The 18,762-nt window shown below is 44.2% G+C and carries 18 protein-coding genes and 1 riboswitch; of the genes, 9 read left to right on the top strand and 9 right to left on the bottom strand.

What is annotated here, in order from left to right:
* Positions 1 to 32: 32 nt before the first annotated feature.
* The 3 genes from metH to HNQ82_RS07535 all read right to left on the bottom strand — a co-directional run bounded on the left by metH (position 33) and on the right by HNQ82_RS07535 (position 6,013).
* The gene (metH, locus tag HNQ82_RS07525; protein ID WP_183248517.1) at positions 33 to 3,422 is read right to left on the bottom strand and encodes a methionine synthase; all 3,390 of its coding nucleotides are present in this window, start codon (positions 3,420 to 3,422) and stop codon (positions 33 to 35) included.
* Positions 3,415 to 5,262, bottom strand: coding sequence for a bifunctional homocysteine S-methyltransferase/methylenetetrahydrofolate reductase (locus HNQ82_RS07530; RefSeq protein ID WP_183248518.1), 1,848 nt, complete (start codon positions 5,260 to 5,262; stop codon positions 3,415 to 3,417). The genes metH and HNQ82_RS07530 overlap by 8 nt, the downstream gene beginning before the upstream one ends.
* Before the next feature lie 67 nt (positions 5,263 to 5,329).
* A riboswitch (SAM riboswitch) is annotated at positions 5,330 to 5,432 on the bottom strand.
* Between the two features lie 89 nt (positions 5,433 to 5,521).
* A complete protein-coding gene (locus HNQ82_RS07535; RefSeq protein WP_032100792.1) occupies positions 5,522 to 6,013 on the bottom strand; it encodes a YajQ family cyclic di-GMP-binding protein in 492 nt (163 codons plus the stop codon).
* 167 nt (positions 6,014 to 6,180) lie between these two features.
* Between HNQ82_RS07535 and HNQ82_RS07540 the strand changes: the two genes are divergently transcribed.
* On the top strand, positions 6,181 to 7,146 hold the full coding sequence (locus tag HNQ82_RS07540; protein ID WP_183248520.1) for a BMP family lipoprotein: 966 nt from the start codon (positions 6,181 to 6,183) through the stop codon (positions 7,144 to 7,146).
* A gap of 12 nt (positions 7,147 to 7,158) precedes the next feature.
* Complete coding sequence (locus HNQ82_RS07545) at positions 7,159 to 8,811, top strand: methyl-accepting chemotaxis protein (RefSeq protein WP_183248522.1); 1,653 nt, start codon at positions 7,159 to 7,161, stop codon at positions 8,809 to 8,811.
* Positions 8,812 to 8,842: 31 nt separating this feature from the next.
* Here HNQ82_RS07545 and HNQ82_RS07550 read toward each other — a convergent pair whose 3' ends face one another.
* Both HNQ82_RS07550 and HNQ82_RS07555 read right to left on the bottom strand, forming a co-directional pair.
* Complete coding sequence (locus HNQ82_RS07550; RefSeq protein ID WP_003395443.1) at positions 8,843 to 8,968, bottom strand: DUF3941 domain-containing protein; 126 nt, start codon at positions 8,966 to 8,968, stop codon at positions 8,843 to 8,845.
* Between the two features lie 29 nt (positions 8,969 to 8,997).
* Positions 8,998 to 9,861 carry a DegV family protein gene (locus HNQ82_RS07555; RefSeq protein ID WP_032100790.1) on the bottom strand — a complete coding sequence of 288 codons (864 nt, stop codon included), beginning with the start codon at positions 9,859 to 9,861 and terminating at the stop codon, positions 8,998 to 9,000.
* Positions 9,862 to 9,948: 87 nt separating this feature from the next.
* Here HNQ82_RS07555 and HNQ82_RS07560 point away from each other — a divergent pair, with 87 nt between their 5' ends.
* On the top strand, positions 9,949 to 10,782 hold the full coding sequence (locus tag HNQ82_RS07560; protein ID WP_032100789.1) for a YitT family protein: 834 nt from the start codon (positions 9,949 to 9,951) through the stop codon (positions 10,780 to 10,782).
* 24 nt (positions 10,783 to 10,806) lie between these two features.
* On the opposite strand, the gene HNQ82_RS07565 is transcribed toward HNQ82_RS07560, so the two are convergent.
* The 3 genes from HNQ82_RS07565 to HNQ82_RS07575 form a co-directional block, all read right to left on the bottom strand.
* On the bottom strand, positions 10,807 to 10,980 hold the full coding sequence (locus HNQ82_RS07565) for a DUF3813 domain-containing protein (protein ID WP_183248524.1): 174 nt from the start codon (positions 10,978 to 10,980) through the stop codon (positions 10,807 to 10,809).
* A 1-nt stretch (position 10,981) separates the two neighbouring features.
* Entirely contained in the window at positions 10,982 to 11,134 is a 153-nt protein-coding gene (locus HNQ82_RS07570; protein ID WP_167338088.1) for a hypothetical protein, read from the bottom strand.
* Positions 11,135 to 11,222: 88 nt separating this feature from the next.
* Positions 11,223 to 12,029 (bottom strand): Cof-type HAD-IIB family hydrolase, encoded by an 807-nt coding sequence (locus HNQ82_RS07575; RefSeq protein ID WP_183248526.1) that lies wholly within the window; start codon positions 12,027 to 12,029, stop codon positions 11,223 to 11,225.
* A gap of 108 nt (positions 12,030 to 12,137) precedes the next feature.
* Between HNQ82_RS07575 and HNQ82_RS07580 the strand changes: the two genes are divergently transcribed.
* Both HNQ82_RS07580 and HNQ82_RS07585 read left to right on the top strand, forming a co-directional pair.
* Positions 12,138 to 12,893, top strand: a complete 756-nt coding sequence (locus HNQ82_RS07580) for an alpha/beta fold hydrolase (RefSeq protein ID WP_183248528.1) — start codon at positions 12,138 to 12,140, stop codon at positions 12,891 to 12,893.
* Between the two features lie 70 nt (positions 12,894 to 12,963).
* A complete protein-coding gene (locus tag HNQ82_RS07585) occupies positions 12,964 to 13,671 on the top strand; it encodes a YwiC-like family protein (RefSeq protein WP_183248530.1) in 708 nt (235 codons plus the stop codon).
* A gap of 18 nt (positions 13,672 to 13,689) precedes the next feature.
* On the opposite strand, the gene HNQ82_RS07590 is transcribed toward HNQ82_RS07585, so the two are convergent.
* Entirely contained in the window at positions 13,690 to 14,373 is a 684-nt protein-coding gene (locus HNQ82_RS07590) for a Crp/Fnr family transcriptional regulator (RefSeq protein ID WP_183248532.1), read from the bottom strand.
* Positions 14,374 to 14,547: 174 nt separating this feature from the next.
* On the opposite strand from HNQ82_RS07590, the gene argC reads away from it, so the two are divergent.
* Genes argC through argD form a run of 4 tightly spaced genes read left to right on the top strand, consistent with a single transcriptional unit; the run spans position 14,548 to position 18,739 of the window.
* Positions 14,548 to 15,573 carry an N-acetyl-gamma-glutamyl-phosphate reductase gene (argC, locus tag HNQ82_RS07595; RefSeq protein WP_183248534.1) on the top strand — a complete coding sequence of 342 codons (1,026 nt, stop codon included), beginning with the start codon at positions 14,548 to 14,550 and terminating at the stop codon, positions 15,571 to 15,573.
* A 14-nt stretch (positions 15,574 to 15,587) separates the two neighbouring features.
* Positions 15,588 to 16,814: a bifunctional ornithine acetyltransferase/N-acetylglutamate synthase gene (gene argJ, locus HNQ82_RS07600; protein WP_183248536.1), complete on the top strand. Its 1,227-nt coding sequence runs from the start codon at positions 15,588 to 15,590 to the stop codon at positions 16,812 to 16,814.
* Between the two features lie 12 nt (positions 16,815 to 16,826).
* The gene (argB, locus tag HNQ82_RS07605; protein ID WP_183248538.1) at positions 16,827 to 17,585 is read left to right on the top strand and encodes an acetylglutamate kinase; all 759 of its coding nucleotides are present in this window, start codon (positions 16,827 to 16,829) and stop codon (positions 17,583 to 17,585) included.
* Complete coding sequence (gene argD / locus HNQ82_RS07610; protein WP_183248540.1) at positions 17,582 to 18,739, top strand: acetylornithine transaminase; 1,158 nt, start codon at positions 17,582 to 17,584, stop codon at positions 18,737 to 18,739. Before argB ends, argD begins: the two co-directional genes overlap by 4 nt.
* Positions 18,740 to 18,762: the final 23 nt, after the last annotated feature.

Raw genomic sequence — 18,762 nt, forward strand, 5'->3', positions numbered from 1 at the left:
TATTGTGAAAAAGCTGATGGCGATCAGCTTTTTCACAATACGTTAAAGTATCTTGCCTCCGGATGGGCGAAGACGATCGCTGAAACGGACGCCTCTGGTTCCATCATATAGCCTTCCGTTAAATGAATGCCGATTTCTTCTGGGCGTAAAAGGCGGAACAGCTTTTCTTGGTCTTCAAGATTTGGACAAGCAGGATAACCGAAAGAAAAACGTTGTCCTTGGTATTTTGCCGCAAACCGTTCTTCCATTGTAAAATCAGGCGAATCAGGAAAGCCCCAACGGTCGCGCATAATTTGATGAACGCGCTCGGCTAATCCTTCCGCTAGTTCAAGCGCTAACGCTTGAATCGCGTGGCTTTTTAAAAACTGCCCTTCTTCTTTGAAACGTTGGGCTAAATCGCGCACGCCTCGGCCAGCGGTGACGGCAAATAGTCCGACGTAGTCGATTTGTTCATTAGAAAGATAGTCGGCTAAACATAAATACGGTGCTTTCGTTTGTCTTGGAAACGTAAATGTCTCGATAACCGTTTGTTGATCGCGTGGGTCGTAAATGATGACCGTATTGCCGTCGCTTTTTGCTGGGAAAAATTGATATACCGCTTTTAGTGCAAGTGACGTTGTTTGTTTGGCTTCAGCGAGCAGTTCGTCGATCAACTCTTTTAACATCGTCGCTTTTTCATTTCCTTCCGCCAGCAGCTTTTTTACGCTTCCTTTTAAACCGAGATGGTGACCAAGAAGCATTTGCCAATTGACGTACGGTTCAATATGGGAAAGCGGAATGTGTTGCAATATATGTCGCTCTGTATCGGTCGGAACATAAACGGGTGCTGGCTTCACGTTCGATTTTGTCATAACGGCGACGGCGCTTTGTCGTTTTGTGACATGTTCGATTTTTTCTTTTTTCTCATAGGTGATGTCTTGTTGGACGATGCGATTCGCAAGCGTAAGTCCTTCCATCGCGTCTTTCGCATATAAAACGATGCCGTCATATTCTGGGGCAATTTTTGTATCGGTAAATTTGCGCGATAGCGCTGCACCGCCGACTAAAATCGGTAGCGAAATGCCCGCTTGTTTTAAGTCTTGCGCAGTGAGCACCATTTGTTGTGCGGATTTCACAAGCAACCCCGATAAGCCGATCATATCGGGCTGTTCGTGACGCACCGCTTCGATGAGCTGTTGCGGTGTTACTTTAATGCCTAAATCGACGACGCGAAACCCGTTGTTGCTTAAAATGATGTCGACTAAATTTTTGCCGATGTCGTGCACATCGCCTTTGACGGTCGCAAGCAACACTTTTCCTTTCACGCTCGTTTCATTTTTCTCCATATGCGGTTCTAAAAAGGCGACTGCTGCTTTCATCACTTCTGCGCTTTGCAGCACTTCGGCAACGATAAGCTGGTTATCATTAAACAAGCGACCGACTTCATCCATTCCGTTCATGAGCGGCCCGTTAATAATGTCAAGCGGGCTGTACGTTTGTAAAGCGAGCGTCAAATCTTCGATCAGTCCGTCTTTCGTTCCTTCAATGACGTATGTGGCGAGCCGTTCTTCTAACGTCATATGGACGTTTGCTTGTTTTGGCTGTTTTGTTTTATCGCGATAAAATTGAATAAACGCGTTTAACGTTTCATCATTCGTGTCAAATAACAATGCCTCGGCTAAGCGTACTTCTTCTTCTGGAATGGAAGCGAATCGCTCTAATTTTTCTGTATTGACGATTGCATAATCAAGTCCGGCTTGTGTGCAATGGTATAAAAAGACGGAGTTTAACACTTCGCGTCCGACAGGTGGCAAACCGAAGGAAACGTTACTAATGCCGAGCATCGTTAAACAGTTTGGCAAATGTTGTTTAATGAGCCGAATGCCTTCGATCGTCTCTTTTGCTGCGCCAATATATTGTTCGTCTCCTGTGCCGATCGGAAAAACGAGCGGATCGAAAATAATGTCGTGTGGTGAAACACCGTATTTGTTGACGAGCAAATCGTACGAACGAAGGGCGATGTCTAGCTTTCGTTTTGCGTCAATCGCCATCCCTTGTTCGTCAATCGTGCCGACGACGACCGCTGCCCCGTATTGATGAAGAAGCGGAACAATTTTTTCAAACCGCTCTTCTCCGTCTTCTAAATTAATGGAGTTAATGATCGCTTTTCCTTGCGAATACGACAATGCGCAGGCGATGACGTCTTCATCGGTCGAGTCGATCACAAGCGGCACTTTCACTTTTTTCACGACTTGTTGAATAAATTGCTCCATATCTTCTTTTTCATCGCGGTCAGGGTCCGCTAAACAAATGTCGATAACGTGCGCCCCGTTTTTTACTTGAGCGCGGGCAATTTCTGCCGCTTCTTCATATTTTCCTTCGGCGATGAGCCGCTTAAATTTGCGCGAGCCGATGACGTTCGTTCGTTCGCCGACAAAAAGCGGGCGCATCGTTTCGTCGTAAATAAGCGCATCGATGCCAGAGACGGCGTGCACCGCAAACTGCTTCGGAATCGTGCGCGGTGGGATGTCACGCACAGCTTCGGCAATGGCGCGAATATGTTCCGGCGTCGTTCCGCAGCAGCCGCCGACGATATTTAACCATCCTTTTTCGGCAAATTGGCGAATTTTTTTCGCGAGCATGTCCGGTGTTTCGTGATAATGTCCTTCTTCGTCTGGAAGACCGGCATTCGGATAACAGCTGACGGCCGTGTTCGCTAATGAAGCGAGCGAGCGCAAATGATCGGTCATAAATTCAGGACCTGTTGCGCAGTTTAAACCGACCGCAAATGGCTTCATATGTTGAATGGAAATAAAAAACGATTCGATCGTTTGCCCGGCAAGCGTTGTTCCCATCGGTTCAATCGTTCCAGAAATCATAAGCGGCACTTGCTTTCCAACCGTTTTGAACGCTTCGGTAATGCCGAGAAAAGCAGCTTTCACGTTTAACGTATCTTGGCACGTTTCTAACAACAACAAATCGACGCCGCCAAGCAGTAAGCCGCGCGCTTGTTCTTCGTAGGAAGAAACGAGTTCAGCAAACGTTGCTCCCCCTGTGACGGACAGCGTTTTTGTCGTCGGACCTATCGAGCCAGCGACAAAGCGCGGGTGTGCAGTCGTCGTATATTTTTCTGCCGCGCGTTTCGCGAGTTTCGCGGCTTCGATATTTAATTCAAGCGCCAAATGGCCGAGGTTGTATTCGTCTAAGACGATGCGTGTCGCTCCGAACGTATTCGTTTCAACGATGTCTGCTCCTGCGGCAAAATAAGCTTCATGAATATGTGAAATGACGTGCGGAGCAGTGAGTGTTAAATATTCGTTACATCCTTCGTACGCTTCACCGCCAAAATCGTCCGCTGTTAAGTTGGCTGCTTGAATCATCGTTCCCATCGCACCGTCAATAATTAAAATTTTTTTCTCAAGCTGTTCAAATAAACTAGCCATGATAAACCGTCCTTTCTTTTGTGAGCCGCTCTTTTTCATGAATGTAGCGAACGAGTTCGACCGTCATATCGTAACGTAAAAATGGTGTAATTAAATAAATGCCTTGGAATAAATCGAATGCTGCATCGATGAGTGATTTGGCGATCGCCAAGCCTTCTTTTGTTGATTGAACAGGATCGTTGGCGCACGTAGCCATGCGGGCACGAATGTCGTCTGACAGCGTAATGCCTGGCACTTCATGATGTAAAAAGTCAGCGTTGCGCGCGCTTGTAATTGGCATGATGCCGATGTAAATCGGCGTTGGTAAATGTTTTGTCGCTTCATATACGTCTTTGATTTGTTTTTCGCTATACAGCGGTTGTGTTAAAAAGTAGTGCGCCCCGCATTCAATTTTTTTCTCTAGCCGCTTGACCGCTTTATCTAAGTGGCGCACGTTCGGGTTAAAGGCCGCAGCGATGGAAAAGTTCGTTTTTTGTCCGAGCGGTTTACCCGAGTACGAAAGCCCTTCGTTAAATTGCCGAATTAACGAAATGAGGTCAAACGATGATAAATCATATACGGACGTTGCGCCAGGGAAATCGCCTACTTTGGACGGGTCGCCTGTTAAAGCGAGTACATCGGTCATGCCGAGCGTATGAAGTCCCATTAAATGCGACTGTAAACCGATTAAATTGCGGTCGCGGCACGTAATATGAATAAGTGGGCGCATATTTAGTTGTTGTTTGACGATTGTTCCGACAGCGACGTTGCTAATGCGAGGTGTCGCAAGCGAGTTGTCGGCAAGCGTTAGTGCGTCAATATGTGCGTCTTTTAATGCTTTTGCGCCTTCTAAAAATTTCGTTAAGCCGAGTTTTTTTGGCGGATCGAGCTCGACGATAATCGACCGTCGCGTGCGTGCAATATCGGCAAGGGAAGGTTGTTTCGTTTGTTCTGCTTCTTGAACGACAATGGTATGCCGTTGTTTCACTTCTTTTTTATATACAGGTGTGCGATCGGGAAGGGCGCGAGCAATCGCGGCAATATGTTTTGGCGTCGTGCCGCAACAGCCGCCAATGAGTCGAACCCCTTGATCACGAAACGCCCGTGCCGTTTCTTCAAAATATTGTTCGCTCGTTTCGTAAATGAATCGACCGTCGCGATATTGTGGCAAACTCGCATTCGGGTACACCGATAAAAAGGCGCGCGTTGGAATCGGTACTTCTTCGAGCGAGCGCAACATATGATACGGACCGAGATGGCAGTTTAAGCCGACGACATCGGCACCAAGTTGTTCTAATTGACGAAGCGCCTCGGTAAGCGGCATGCCATGTTGCAAGACGCCAATGTCATGAAGCGTGACGTGGGCGATGATCGGCAACGTCGTTTCTTTACGAGCGATGGAAAGAACGGTTTGTAATTCTTCGAAATCGTAATACGTTTCAAGTAAAAGCCCGTCAACGTCTTCGCTTAACAGGACATACAACTGTTCCCGAAACGTCCGTTTCACTTCTTCAAGCGAAATCGTACTTTTGTTTGTGCTGCGCAATCCTCCGATCGTACCGAGGACGTAGGCACGTCCTTTTGCTGCTTGTTTTGCAAGTTGGACAGCCGCTTTATTGATTTCTTTTACATCGTCCTGCAAACCGTAGCGAGCAAGTTTCACATAGTTGGCGCCGTACGTGTTCGTTTGGATCACTTCAGCGCCTGCTTCGATATACGCTTCGTGAATATGAACGATTTCTTCCGGTTTTGTTACGTTTAATTCTTCAAAGCAACGGTCGATGCCGTGCGCATATAATAACGTTCCCATCGCTCCGTCGGCGATGACGATGCGTTGTTTTAAATCGTCTAACAGTCCCACGTCCATTCCTCCGTTTCTTTTTCAAACTAAAACGTCTTCTTCATAAGAAGAAGACGTTGTGCGCTCCTTCTTATCTTCCAAGCGAATCGCTTGTCTGGACTTAGCACCTTGACGATCGTCAGGTTGCTGAAGGTTCATCGGGCCAGTCCCTCCCCTTCTCTCGATAAGATGTTGTATGAAGTTACTCATAAATGTAACTGATTTTTTAGAAATATTCAACTATTTTATTTGAAAATAAAAAAGAAGGCGTGTTGCCCTCTTAACGATAGTTGACGAATTGGACGTCGATTGGCAAGTCTGCTTCGCGAATGGCGGCGATCACTTTTTGTAGATCGTCTTTACTTTTGCCGCTGACGCGAATTTGATCTTCTTGAATTTGACTTTTTACTTTCAAGCCTGTATTTTTAATGATTGTGTTAATTTTTTTCGCGTTGTCTTTGTCGATGCCTTGGACGAGTTTGGCACGTTGGCGCACCGTTCCGCCAGAAGCAGGTTCTATTTTTCCGTATTGAATGTTTTTCGTTGGCACACCGCGCTTAATGAGCTTGCCGATGAGCACGTCTTTGAGTTGTTCGAGCTTAAATTCATCATCAGAAATGAAAATGAGTTCATCTTTTTCAAGCGAAATGTCGCTTTTGCTTCCTTTAAAATCATAGCGGTTTTGAATTTCTTTTAACGCGATGTTGATGGCGTTTGTTACTTCTGACAAATCGACTTTCGACACAATATCAAATGAACTTTCTTTTGACATATACATCACCTCAATATAAATTCGTTGTGTTTCCATTATAGTCGATTGTTGACATATGAACAACTTTACAAAATCTTTATATATAAAAAGTAAACAAACTGTCGAATGTTGTCGATATAATAAATGAAGTAGGATTTGATCGAAAGATAAGGAGATGAGGGAATTTTATGAAAAAAATCATTTCACTCATGATGGCATTCGTTTTGTTGCTTGCCGCTGGGTGTTCACAAACGAGCTCCTTTCAGCCGAAAGAGCGTGTGAAAATTGGCATTATGTTATCAGACGTCGGACTTGGCGATCAATCATTTAGCGACTCGGCATTTCAAGGGTTAATGAAAGCGAGAGATGAGCTCGGCATCTTTTTTGACTACCGTGAGTTAAAAGAAACAGGAACGTATGAAAAAGGGTTAACAGAACTTGTTGAAGCAGGAAACGATCTCGTCATCGGACTTGGCTTTATGGTGCAACAAGATTTAGAAAAAGTCGCAAAAAAATATCCGAAACAGCAATTTATATTAATTGACGCGGTATCTAACCTCCCAAACATTACGTCCATTACGTTTAAAGAAGATGAAGGGAGCTTTTTAGCAGGTGTTGTCGCAGCAATGCTGACGAAAACAAACAACGTCGGCTTCGTTGGTGGAGCGGATGTGCCATTGATTCGGAAGTTTGCGAACGGCTTTATTCAAGGGGTAAAAGCGGTGAAGCCAGAAGCAAACGTGCAAGAAGTGTATGCCGGCAATTTTGGCGATGACAAGCTTGGAGCACAAATTGCCAAACAAATGATTGCCAACGGCGCAGATGTGTTGTATGCGGCGGCTGGGTTTACAGGTGTCGGGGTGCTACGCGAGGCGGAGATGAACAAAAAGTACGCGATCGGTGTCGATAGCGACCAATATTTTTATGCGGAAAAAGCGGTGGTCACATCGATGTTAAAAAATGTAGATGTTGCGTTATATACGGTCATTAAACAGTATGTTGAAAAGAAAGAAGTGCCAAAAGGAACGGTCGAACTTGGGTTAAAAGAAAACGGCGTCGATTTAGCACCGATTCGTGTCGTGACGCTCAGTCCAGAGCAACAGGCGACGCTTGAAAAATGGAAAGAAAAAGCGACAAACGGCATCACGCAATAAAGGAGGGATACGATGTCGATTAAACAACGATTATTATTTCATTCATTAGCAACGCCAGTCATTGCCGGCGCTATTATTGTGTTTATTATTATAAATATGCTTTCGATTCAATCGTCCAACCAAGATTTCGTGCCGCTTATGATGAAGGCGCAACATTTACAAGCAGAGCTGAAAGCGACGAAGCAAAGTTTAAGCAACTATGCGTATAGCCCAACAGAAGGAAATAAACAAGAAGTACTTATTCATTTGGAAGAATCAGAAAAGTTGCTTCGCGTATTAAATAAAGGACTGACCCAATCGTACATTCGTGCTGCACTTGAACAAGCGAATAAAAAATTTGACGTGCTAGCTAAAGAATCGAAAGCGGCACTTGATGGGCGGAACGTAGCAGAAATTCGCCGCCAATCGATGCGAGCAGAAGGGGTATTAAACGATATATATGTCGTCAACACATATGTGAGCGAATATTATACGTACATGCAACAAACGTTACAAAAACAAATTTCAGGCGTTATTACGATTTCGATTATTGCGATTGCAGTGGTGTTATTGTTTGCAGGATTTAGCGGATTTAGACTAACACAAAAAATTACGGTGCCGCTAAGAAAAATCGCTGAAAATGCGAAACAAATTGCAAGCGGCGATTTGCGTATTGAGACTGTGAAGTATAGCGGGAGAGACGAGCTTGCTGATTTAAATGAAGCATTTGCAACGATGGCTGATCAGCTGAATGGCTTGCTTCAATCGGTTGATACAGTCAGTAAGCAAGTAGAGGCGTTTGCGAAAGAAATTGATGAGGAAACAAAAACGTTAACAGAAATTAATAATCAAGTAGCTGTATCAACAAACGAATTGTCCGCTGGAGCGCAAAGCATTTCTGAAGATTTACAACATGCGGTACAACTCATTGAACGAATGGAACATACTGTACAAGAAAACGTTGGGCGCACTGAACAAACGGCTCGTTATAGCGATGAAGCGGTCGAAGCGATTGTGCACGGTCAAGCGGCGTTAGCGGAACAAAAAGCGTTTATTGATGAAAATGCACAGGCGACTGCCTCTATTGAACAATCGACGGAACAGTTTGCGACGTATGCAAGAAAAATTGAAGATATGGCAAAAGCAGTATCCGACATTGCAACGCAAACGAACTTATTGGCGTTGAATGCGGCGATTGAAGCGGCGCGAGCAGGAGAAGCAGGAAAAGGGTTTGCGGTTGTCGCTGAAGAAGTGCGCAAACTTGCGGAAGAATCATCGAAAGCGACAAGCCAAATTTTTGAGATGGTTCACCTCATTCAATCGGGGTTAACGAACGTCACCGAAGCCGTTCGTCGTGGGGTAGATATTGCTGAAGCACAAACGAAAGCCATTGAAACGACGACAGAGGCGTTTAGTGCTATTGAGAAAAAAGTACACCATATTACGACCGATATTCAAGCGCTTGTCATCGGCATGAATGAATCGAAAGAGCTTGGCAAAAACGTCTTGCAAAACGTTGAAAGCATTAGTGCGGTCGTTGAACAATCGGCAGCAGGCAGCGAAGAAATTGCCGCGTCGATGGTGGAGCAGTTAGAAGCGTTCAAAAAAATGAGCGAAAAAGTGACGACGTTGCGTCAACTTACAGATGATTTACAACGGACGATGGCAAAGTTTCAAATGAAATAGAAAAAGATGCTCCGCGCGAGCATCTTTTTCTTTACAAATGATTCGTTTCTTTTGAGTAGGCGCGTTTGCCAGCTTGACGGTTTTTTTCGCGCTCCATATTTTTTTCGTGTCGTTTGGCATTATTGTCTTTTGCTTTTTTGTCGTTATCGCTTGTCATATTCTTGCCCCCTTTGAAAAGTAGTGTAATCATTGCTCGAGTTGTTTATTCAAGAAAAAGAGGGCGATCGTGCCTGGACCAGCATGCGCTCCGATGGCGCCGCCAATTTCAGAAATGAAAAATTGTTTGCAACCGAACGTTTCTTCAATCATCGCTTTTAGTTCGAGCGCCGTTTGTTCGTCATCGCCGTGACTAATGCCGATGAGTTGGTTTTGCACGTCTGCTCCGCGCTCTTGCATAAGTTCGACCATGCGCTTCAGTACTTTTTTCCGTCCGCGCACTTTTTCAATCGGAATTAACTTTCCGTCCTCGACGTGAAGAAGCGGTTTAATGTTTAATACTCCACCGACAAACGCCGCTGTTTTGCTGACGCGCCCGCCACGTGCTAAATATTGCAAATCATCGACCGTAAAAATATGTTCCATATGACGACAATACGTTTCAATGGTTGTCACGACATGTTCATACGGCATGTCGCTTTCCGCAAGCTCAACCGCTTTTTTCACGACAAGCCCAAGACCGAGTGAGGCGCATTTCGAGTCGATGACCGTCAATTTTGCGTGAGGGTATTGTTCAAGCACATCGTTTTTTATCATGACAGCTGTTTGATATGTACCTGACAAAGCGGAAGAAAAGGCAATATAAATGGCAGGGATGTTTTCTTTGGCGAATGTCGTAAATAGCTCTTCCATTTGTGAAGGTTTTGCTTGCGACGTTTTCGGTGCATCCCCATTGCGCATCGCATCGTACACTTGCTTTGGTTGAATGGTTAGTTGGTCGTCGTAGTCGCGGTCGTTTATATGTACAGCTAACGGTAAAAAAGCAATTTGTTTTTCTTGTATAAAAGAAAGTGGCAAATCGCACCCGCTATCCGCTATAATTTTAATATTCATTTCCATCACCCCTATGTATGTACTTATTTTAAGTGTAGCGATTATGATGAAAAAAAACAATCTTAGTGCTTTGTAGGAGGATGTTCTGTGGACGTAAAAAAACTATTTGTCGTCATCATCGGTGGATTATTAAACGCCATCGGCATGAATTTATTTTTAATTCCAGCGAACGTATATACGAGCGGGTTTGCTGGAGCTGCACAGCTTATTTCTAAAGTTGTCGGCGACTACACACCTTATGCGATTTCGACAGGTTTGTTGCTTTTTGTATTTAACATTCCTGTCGCTATTTTAGGATGGAAAAAAGTAGGGAAGTCGTTTACGTTTTATAGCTTTTTGAGCGTTGTATTTATGTCGCTATTTCTCGAACTCATTCCCGTTCGTTCGCTTTCTGAAGATATTTTATTAAATGCGGTATTCGGTGGGGTCATTGCAGCTGTCGGAACGGGTTGGACGTTAAAATGGGGGGCGTCGACAGGGGGACTAGATATTATTGCGCTCGTGTTGTCGCGCGTAAACGATCGATCTGTTGGGACGTACATTTTTGCGCTTAACTCGATTATTATTTTAACGGCTGGATATATGTACGGTTGGGAGAAGGCGCTATATACGCTCGTGACGTTATATGTGACAACGCGCGTCATTGATGCGATTCATACGCGCCATCAAAAATTAACAGCGCTTATTATTACGACAAAAGGGGAAGAGATGAAACAAGCGATCAAATCGCAAATGATTCGAGGCATTACTGTCATTCCAGCAAAAGGTGCATTTTTAAATGAAGATAAAGATATGTTAATGATCGTCATTACACGTTATGAATTGTTTGATTTAAAGCGCATTATTAAAGAAGTCGACCCGAAAGCGTTCACGAACATCATGCAAACGACAGAAGTCGTCGGGTTTTTTAGAAAAGAGTAAAAGCTGCGCGACGTGCGCAGCTTTTTACAAAGTATCAAGTTCATCTTGTAAATCGTGTAGTTGTCTTCGCTCGGCGTCGTTAGCGTTCGCAAAAGCGGATGAAAGCGTATTTTTTGCGACAGCGATCGCGCGTTCTGTGCGCTCTGCTTTCGCTTTGGCAACCGCCTTTTTCGCTTGTTGAAATAACGGATTCCCCATATTAAAATCCCCCAAGATTTGCATGATCCGCTTTTTCTGCTTTGCGTCGTTCCGCTTCTTCATACGTCATATGATATGGAATGCGCTCATCATGTTTATACACTGCATCGGCACCTTGTTGAACGAAACGTTTTGATTTATTTCGTTTACCCACACGACATTCCCCCTTGTTTGCCGCTTGTGACGCATATGGCGTCGCATATAGTTTGCGCATATGGCGCTACAATACGTGAGGGAATTTTTTATAACTTTAATAATGATTGCAAATAAATAGCGATGCCATCTTCTTCATTTGTTTTTGTCACATCGTCTGCGATTGCTTTAAGCGGTTCAATCGCATTGCCCATCGCAACGCCTACGCCTGCCCATTTTAACATCTCGATATCGTTATCTTCATCGCCAAAAGCGATGACACGCTCGCGTGGGATGCCGTAAAAAGAAGCAATTTTTTCAAGACCGACCGCTTTATGAATGCCGGTACGGACGATTTCGATGACGTGCCACGGGGCTGTCCAACTGCGATGGTCGATGACGTTTGCGTGCACTTCTGACAAATATGTGCGAATGTGCTCAACGTTTTGTTCGTCAGATAAAATTAAAATGCTTGTCGGCTCTTTACGTAAAATGTCATGCAAGTTTCCGATATATACGTTTGGGTTCCCTAAATTAAATAAATCAAGCAACTGCTCGTCATGTTCATGAAAATAAACATCATCCATCACTTCGGCTAAAATGTTGCGCACGTTGTACTTTCGGCTTACTTCAACAATTTCTCTTACCGTTTCTAACTGCAATGGCGTATGGTACATCCCCCAACTGTCGTCTTTCGGATGATGGACGAATGCACCGTTAAAATTAACGATCGGTGTCGTTAAGTCGAGTTGTTCATAATACATTTTGCTGGCACGATACGGTCGTCCTGTCGCAATGACAACGATATGACCGGCTTGCTTTGCTTGTTGAATGACATCGTATGTACGATCAGAAATCGTTTTATTCTCTTTTAATAACGTGCCGTCTAAATCAAGCGCAATTAAATGTTGTTCCATCGTCGTTCCCCTTTTCGTTAAAATCGTTTCTTTATTAGTGTATCGTTTTTCCAAAATATTTGTCTATATGGTAAGATAATGTTAAAACATAAACTGGGAGATGAGAACATGGTGTCAATTATTCGCGAGTCGATCGCAAACGTTCCGTGTTTGCATGTAGTGAAAGAAGATGATAAACATCATATGCGCCCACTTGTCATTTTTATTCATGGATTTACGAGCGCGAAAGAGCATAATCTCCATTTCGGCTATTTGCTTGCGGAAGCTGGATATCGTGTCGTTTTGCCGGATGCGTTGTATCATGGGGAACGTCCAAATCCGCTTTCTGACAATGAATTACATTTGTCGTTTTGGGATATTGTGTTAACGACTATTCGCGAATTAGAACAAATAAAAAATGAGCTTGTGGCGCGAGAACTTGTTGATCCAAAGCGCATTGGCGTCGTTGGGACATCGATGGGGGGCATTGTGACGTTCGGTGCGTTGACGCAATATGACTGGATTCGCGTAGCAGGTTCGCTTATGGGAAGCCCGTGCTATCAAACGTTTTTTGATTTGCAATTGCAGTTTGCCGAGCGAAAAGGGATGACATTGCCACTTTCTAAACAGCAACTCGACGCGTTACGCAACACATTAACGGTATACGATTTATCGCTACAACTAGAAAAATTAAACGGTCGTCCGCTTTTCATTTGGCATGGAAAACAAGATGACGTCGTTCCGTTTGATTATACATACGCCTTTTATAAACAAATCGAACCGTTTCATCAGCCGCTTACAATGCTAGTTGATGAACATGCGGGGCATAAAGTGACGCGCGAGGCGTTTTTACAAACGGTTCAATGGTTTGTCACACATTTATAAAAATATGTGATGAGAGTCACAAAAAAAGAGGGAAGGTGATGATACAATCGAAGATGAAGGAGGGGATGTGATGGTTATTCCAAAACAACACGGCGCTTGGGCGATGTTAATTATTCCGTTTTTGTTTGGTATCGATATCGGTCAGGCGACGTGGCTTCATCTTCCACTTTTTATCGCATGGTTTTTTCTTTATTTAGCGACGTATATATGGACGTTAATCGTGAAAAAACAAGCGAACGCTCGTCATAAACAATGGTTTGCCACATATATGTTGATCGCGCTCGTCTTTGTCGCAATTCCACTTGCTTACAAACCGACGCTTTTGTATTTCGGTTTAGTTATGATTCCATTTTTTGTCGTCAACATGTATTTTGCGAAAAAGAAAAAAGAGCGTTCGTTTACAAATGATGTCGCTGCAATTATCAACTTTTCGATTGGCGGGCTTGGAAGTTATTACATCGGTACAGGGAACATCGATGAAAAAGCATGGTTGTTGTTTGTTGTCTCGATGTTATTTTTCATCGGAAGTACATTTTACGTCAAAACGATGATTCGCGAAAAAAATAACCCACGCTATAAGTGGGCATCATGGTTGTTCCATATCATCATCATTGTCGCATGTGTGGCAACGGGAAACGGTTGGCTTGCTCTCGCGTATGTACCAAGCGTCGTGCGTGCCATTTATTTTTATGGAAAAGCGATGTCGATTAAAAAAGTAGGGATTTATGAAATTGTAAATGCTGTTTATTTTGCGCTTGTTATCATGATTATTTATTAAGCCGACAAATGTGTCGGCTTATTTCATGTTACATATATCAATGGGGCAGCCTTCACAGCGAATTTCATCTTTTAAAAATTGCACATCGTGAATCGTGATTTTCCCTTTCTCGACGGAAATGATCTCAAGCTCTTTTAATTCTTTTAATAAGCGGCTGACGACTTCGCGGGCGCTGCCGCAAAAGTTGGCAAGCTCTTGGTTTGTCATTGGGAAGTCGATTAAAATGCCGTCGTCTGTTTCGACCCCATAGCTATTTGCTAACCGAATAAGTGTGGAATACAGTGCCCCTTTTTTTCCGTGTAAAATTAAATCGCGTATTTTCGTTTGCATCCGCTGTAATTGTAAATGAATCCATTGCATAAATTGCAACGCAAACACATGATCTATCAACAATTTTTCTTCGAGTTGCTGCTTGTTAATCACAGCTAACGTTCCTGTTTCCATCATTTTTGCGCTGACGGTACATGTGCACGTCAACTGGAACGGAACGATCTCCCCAAACGCATCGCCTTGCTCACAAATGCGAAGCAACAGTTCGCGTCCTTCCTCGGTCGTTTTGCTTAATTGTACTTTTCCTTTGCATACAATATATAGTTCGTTTGTCGTTTCCCCTTCGCGAAAAATATATTCTCCTTTTTGTATGTCGATGATATGGTGAGGGAGGGAAAGAAGCTCGGATAAGGAGATCGGTCGAATTGTCATACGCTAACCACCTTTTGTTGTTATCTAATTCCATTAAAAAGAAAAATATATATGGCGTCAATAAAGGAAGTGGAAAAACGAAAAAATATTTAAATATACATTTGATTTTATTTTTATGCAGTATTATAATGATAACTAAATTTATAAAATATACAGAAAGTGGGGAACGGTTTGATGAAAGTCTCCATTATTGGAGCGACAGGATATGGGGGAATTGAGCTCATTCGCTTATTGCAACATCATCCGTATATGCATGTCGCTTCCGTCCATTCATCTTCACAAAGTGGTGTTTTGCTACACAATGTATATCCGCATATGAAAGAACGTTTTGTATTGCGCGATATCCGAATCGACGAAATGGAAGGAGAGCTCGTTTTTTTAGCGACGCCGCCGGGCGTATCGAGCGAATGGACGCCAAAATTGCTTGCGGCAGGATATAAAGTCGTCGATTTATCTGGAGACTTTCGTTTGCGTGATGGGAGCGTATATGCGAAGTGGTATAAAAAAACGCCGCCGAGCGAAGAAGTGTTGAAACAGGCAGTATACGGTTTAACGGAATGGAATCATGAACACATTGCGAAGGCGAACTTAATCGCCAATCCTGGATGTTATCCGACAGCAACGTTGCTCGGATTAGCGCCACTTGTTATTGAAAAATGGATTGTGCCGCATTCCGTCATCGTTGATGCGAAATCAGGCGTATCTGGCGCAGGACGAGGCGTTTCGCTTGGCGTTCATTTTGCAGAGACGAATGAAAACGTAAAAATATACAAAGTCAATACACATCAGCATATCCCAGAAATTGAACAAATGTTAGGTGATTGGAACGAACATATCGGACCGATGACGTTTAGCACGCATTTAATTCCGATGACGCGCGGCATTATGGCGACGATTTATGCGGAGGCTGCATGCGCATTATCGCATGAAAGAATCATAGAGTTATATAAAGAAACATATAAACATTGCCCGTTCGTGCGCGTTCGGGAAGCGGGATCTTTTCCGTGCACGAAAGACGTGTACGGCTCAAACTATTGCGATATCGGGATCGCTTATGATGAACGAACAAACCGCATCACCGTTGTGAGCGTCATCGACAATTTAGTGAAAGGTGCAGCGGGGCAGGCTATTCAAAATGCAAATGTGATGTGCGGATTTGATGAACAAACGGGATTGACGTCAATGCCGCTGTATCCGTAAATGGAGGGATAAAAGTGAAAGTGAAAGAAAAAAAAGTGAAATATATAGCCGATGGAACGATTGTCACGCCAAAAGGATTTCAAGCAGCAGGTGTGCATGCGGGCTTACGTTATACGAAAAAAGATTTAGGGGTGATCGTTTGCGATGTGCCAGCGACGTGCGCGGCAGTATATACGCAAAACGTGTTTCAAGCTGCACCGTTGCAAGTAACAAAGCAAAGCATCGCTGTTGAAAACAAGCTGCAAGCAGTAATCGTCAACAGCGCGTATGCCAACGCATGTACAGGAGAACAAGGCTTAAAAGATGCGTATGAGATGAGAAAATTGTGTGCGGAGACGTTCGGGCTCCATGAGCATCTTGTCGCTGTGGCATCGACAGGGGTGATTGGTGAATGTTTGCCGATGGAAAAAATTCGTGCAAGCGTTCCAAAGTTGAAACCAACAGCGGAATGGACTGGAGCGGTTGATTTTCAAACAGCGATTTTAACGACCGATCTTGTCATGAAAAAAACGTGCTACGAAACGATCGTGGACGGTCAAGTGGTGACCGTTGCAGGAGCGGCAAAAGGATCGGGAATGATTCATCCGAATATGGCGACGATGCTTGCTTTTCTTACGACGGATGCAAACGTTCCGTCAGATGTGCTGCAACATGCGCTTCGTTCGATTACAAATGTGTCGTTTAATCAAATTACTGTTGATGGAGAAACGTCAACGAACGATATGGTCATCGTCATGGCGAGCGGATTAGCAGGCAATGAACCGCTTTCTCCTCAACATCCGGATTGGGAAAATTTTTATGAAGCGCTTCGCCAAACGTGTGAACATTTAGCGAAACAAATTGCGCGTGACGGTGAAGGGGCAACGAAATTAATTGAAGCGCGTGTGAAAGGTGCAAAAACAGATGAAGAAGCAAAATGGGCAGCCAAACATATTGTCGGTTCGAATTTAGTGAAAACAGCGGTGTATGGAGCGGATGCAAACTGGGGAAGAATTATCGGCGCGATCGGTCATAGTGGAGCAACGATCAATCCCGACTGTGTTGACGTATGGATTGGCTCCATTCAAATGTTAAAGCAAAGCCAACCGGTACCGTTTTCAGAGGAAGAGGCGAAAGCGGCCTTAATGGAAGATGTTGTCGTCATTACGGTCGATTTACATCTCGGTGAAGGAGAAGGTATCGCGTGGGGGTGCGATTTAACGTATGACTACATTAAAATTAATGCGAGCTATCGCACGTAAGGGGGGAGCGGTGTGATTGTTATTAAATGTGGCGGCAGCGTGCTTCATGAGTTATCCCCATCGTTTTTTACGAGCGTAAAACAACTGAGAGAAAACGGGCTTGATGTTGTCATCGTTCATGGCGGCGGGCCAGACATTGGGCAGTTGTTGAAGGCGCTCAACATTCCGTCTGAATTTGTGAACGGATTGCGAAAAACGACAAAAGATGTGTTAGCCGTTGTCGAAATGGTGTTAAACGGAAAAGTGAATCAAACGCTCGTCTCTCTTTTGCAAGCGAACGATATTCGCGCAGTCGGATTATCGGGTGTGGATGATCGCCTTTTACAAGCAAGTCCAATCGATCTCGATGCGCTCGGCTATGTCGGTGAAGTCGTGAACGTTCGTGGGAAGCTTGTGCATACGTTGTTGCGTCACGGATACGTTCCCGTCATTGCGCCAATCGGTGTAGATGAACGTGGGCAAACGTATAACATTAACGCAGATACAGCCGCAGCGGCTGTGGCGCAGGCACTTTCGGCTGATAAACTCGTTTTTGTCACAGATGTGGATGGCATTTTAAACAATGGGGAAGTTGTGAAAGAAGCAACAGCACATATGATTGAAGCGATGATCGCAGATGGAACGATTTCAGGTGGGATGATTCCAAAAGTCAAAGCCGCCCTTCATGCGCTCAACTCGGTCAATGAAGTGGCGATTGTAAGCGGAAAAGTTCCATTTTTTAAAGAAGGAACGTGGCGTGGAACGATGATGAAGAAAGAGGTGTATGTATGATTTTTCCTACTTATCAACGTTTTCCGATTACGGTTGCAAAAGCGGAAGGCACGAAAGTAATCGCGACGGATGGAAAACAATATATCGATTTTGTTGCAGGCATTGCGGTATGCAATCTCGGTCATCGCCATCCTATTGTGCAGCAAACGTTAGAAGCGCAGTTAAACGAAGTATGGCACGTGTCCAATTTATTTCATCTTCCGATTCAAGAAGAAGTCGCTTCCCTTCTTGTTCAACATTCCGTTGGCGATGCGGTGTTTTTTTGCAATAGTGGAGCGGAGGCGAACGAAGCAGCGATCAAGCTTGCACGTAAACATACAGGACGGTCGAAAATCATTACGTGCGAACAGTCTTTTCACGGCCGTACGTTTGCGACGATGTCAGCGACAGGGCAGGCGAAAATTCACGATGGCTTCGGCCCGTTGTTACCGACGTTTGTGTATGTGCCGTTTAATGATATAGATGCCCTTGAGAGAGAAATGGATGAAACAGTTGCAGCTGTGATGGTCGAAGTTGTGCAAGGTGAAGGCGGTGTTGTCGTCGGAGAAAAATCGTTTTTGCAGGCGGCAGAACAGCTTTGCCAAACGTATGGTGCGTTGTTCATTGTCGACGAAGTACAAACGGGCATCGGTCGAACAGGAACGTTGTTTGCTTATGAACAATTTGACATTTCACCAGATGTCATTACCGTTGCGAAAGGGTTAGGAAGCGGATTTCCTGTTGGGGCGATGATCGGAAAAAAACATGTTGTCGCAACGTTTAGCGCAGGGGTGCACGGTTCGACGTTTGGCGGAAATGCTTTAGCGATGGCAGCAGCGAAAGCAACGCTTGAGATCGTCACTCAGCCTTCGTTTTTACAAGAAGTACAGGAAAAAGGAATGTATTTCAAAAATAAATTAGCTGAGCAATTAAAAGACGTTCATATCGTTCAAGATGTGCGCGGTTTAGGGTTAATGATCGGCATTGTATGTAGCGAACCAGTCGCAAACATTTTGCCGCATATTCATGAAAAAGGGTTGCTCGCTTTAGCAGCGGGACCGAACGTCATTCGTTTATTGCCACCGCTCATTGTGACGAAACAAGAACTGGATCAAGCAACCGACATATTACAAGAAGCGTTAACATCGTATGAACGCAATTTTTTATACGCATAGATGAATAAAAATTCTATTTATTT

It is taken from the genome of Anoxybacillus tengchongensis, from assembly GCF_014201585.1.
GTDB lineage: Bacteria > Bacillota > Bacilli > Bacillales > Anoxybacillaceae > Anoxybacillus > Anoxybacillus tengchongensis.

Bases quoted from the DNA above. Each gene is read 5' to 3' on its own strand.
- metH (WP_183248517.1), bottom strand. From the start codon at position 3,422: ATGGCTAGTTTATTTGAACAGCTTGAGAAAAAAATTTTAATTATTGAC.
- HNQ82_RS07535 (WP_032100792.1), bottom strand. From the start codon at position 6,013: ATGTCAAAAGAAAGTTCATTTGATATTGTGTCGAAAGTCGATTTGTCA.
- HNQ82_RS07540 (WP_183248520.1), top strand. From the start codon at position 6,181: ATGAAAAAAATCATTTCACTCATGATGGCATTCGTTTTGTTGCTTGCC.
- HNQ82_RS07545 (WP_183248522.1), top strand. From the start codon at position 7,159: ATGTCGATTAAACAACGATTATTATTTCATTCATTAGCAACGCCAGTC.
- HNQ82_RS07550 (WP_003395443.1), bottom strand. From the start codon at position 8,968: ATGACAAGCGATAACGACAAAAAAGCAAAAGACAATAATGCCAAACGA.
- HNQ82_RS07555 (WP_032100790.1), bottom strand. From the start codon at position 9,861: ATGAATATTAAAATTATAGCGGATAGCGGGTGCGATTTGCCACTTTCT.
- HNQ82_RS07565 (WP_183248524.1), bottom strand. From the start codon at position 10,980: ATGGGGAATCCGTTATTTCAACAAGCGAAAAAGGCGGTTGCCAAAGCG.
- HNQ82_RS07575 (WP_183248526.1), bottom strand. From the start codon at position 12,029: ATGGAACAACATTTAATTGCGCTTGATTTAGACGGCACGTTATTAAAA.
- HNQ82_RS07580 (WP_183248528.1), top strand. From the start codon at position 12,138: ATGGTGTCAATTATTCGCGAGTCGATCGCAAACGTTCCGTGTTTGCAT.
- HNQ82_RS07585 (WP_183248530.1), top strand. From the start codon at position 12,964: ATGGTTATTCCAAAACAACACGGCGCTTGGGCGATGTTAATTATTCCG.
- HNQ82_RS07590 (WP_183248532.1), bottom strand. From the start codon at position 14,373: ATGACAATTCGACCGATCTCCTTATCCGAGCTTCTTTCCCTCCCTCAC.
- argC (WP_183248534.1), top strand. From the start codon at position 14,548: ATGAAAGTCTCCATTATTGGAGCGACAGGATATGGGGGAATTGAGCTC.
- argD (WP_183248540.1), top strand. From the start codon at position 17,582: ATGATTTTTCCTACTTATCAACGTTTTCCGATTACGGTTGCAAAAGCG.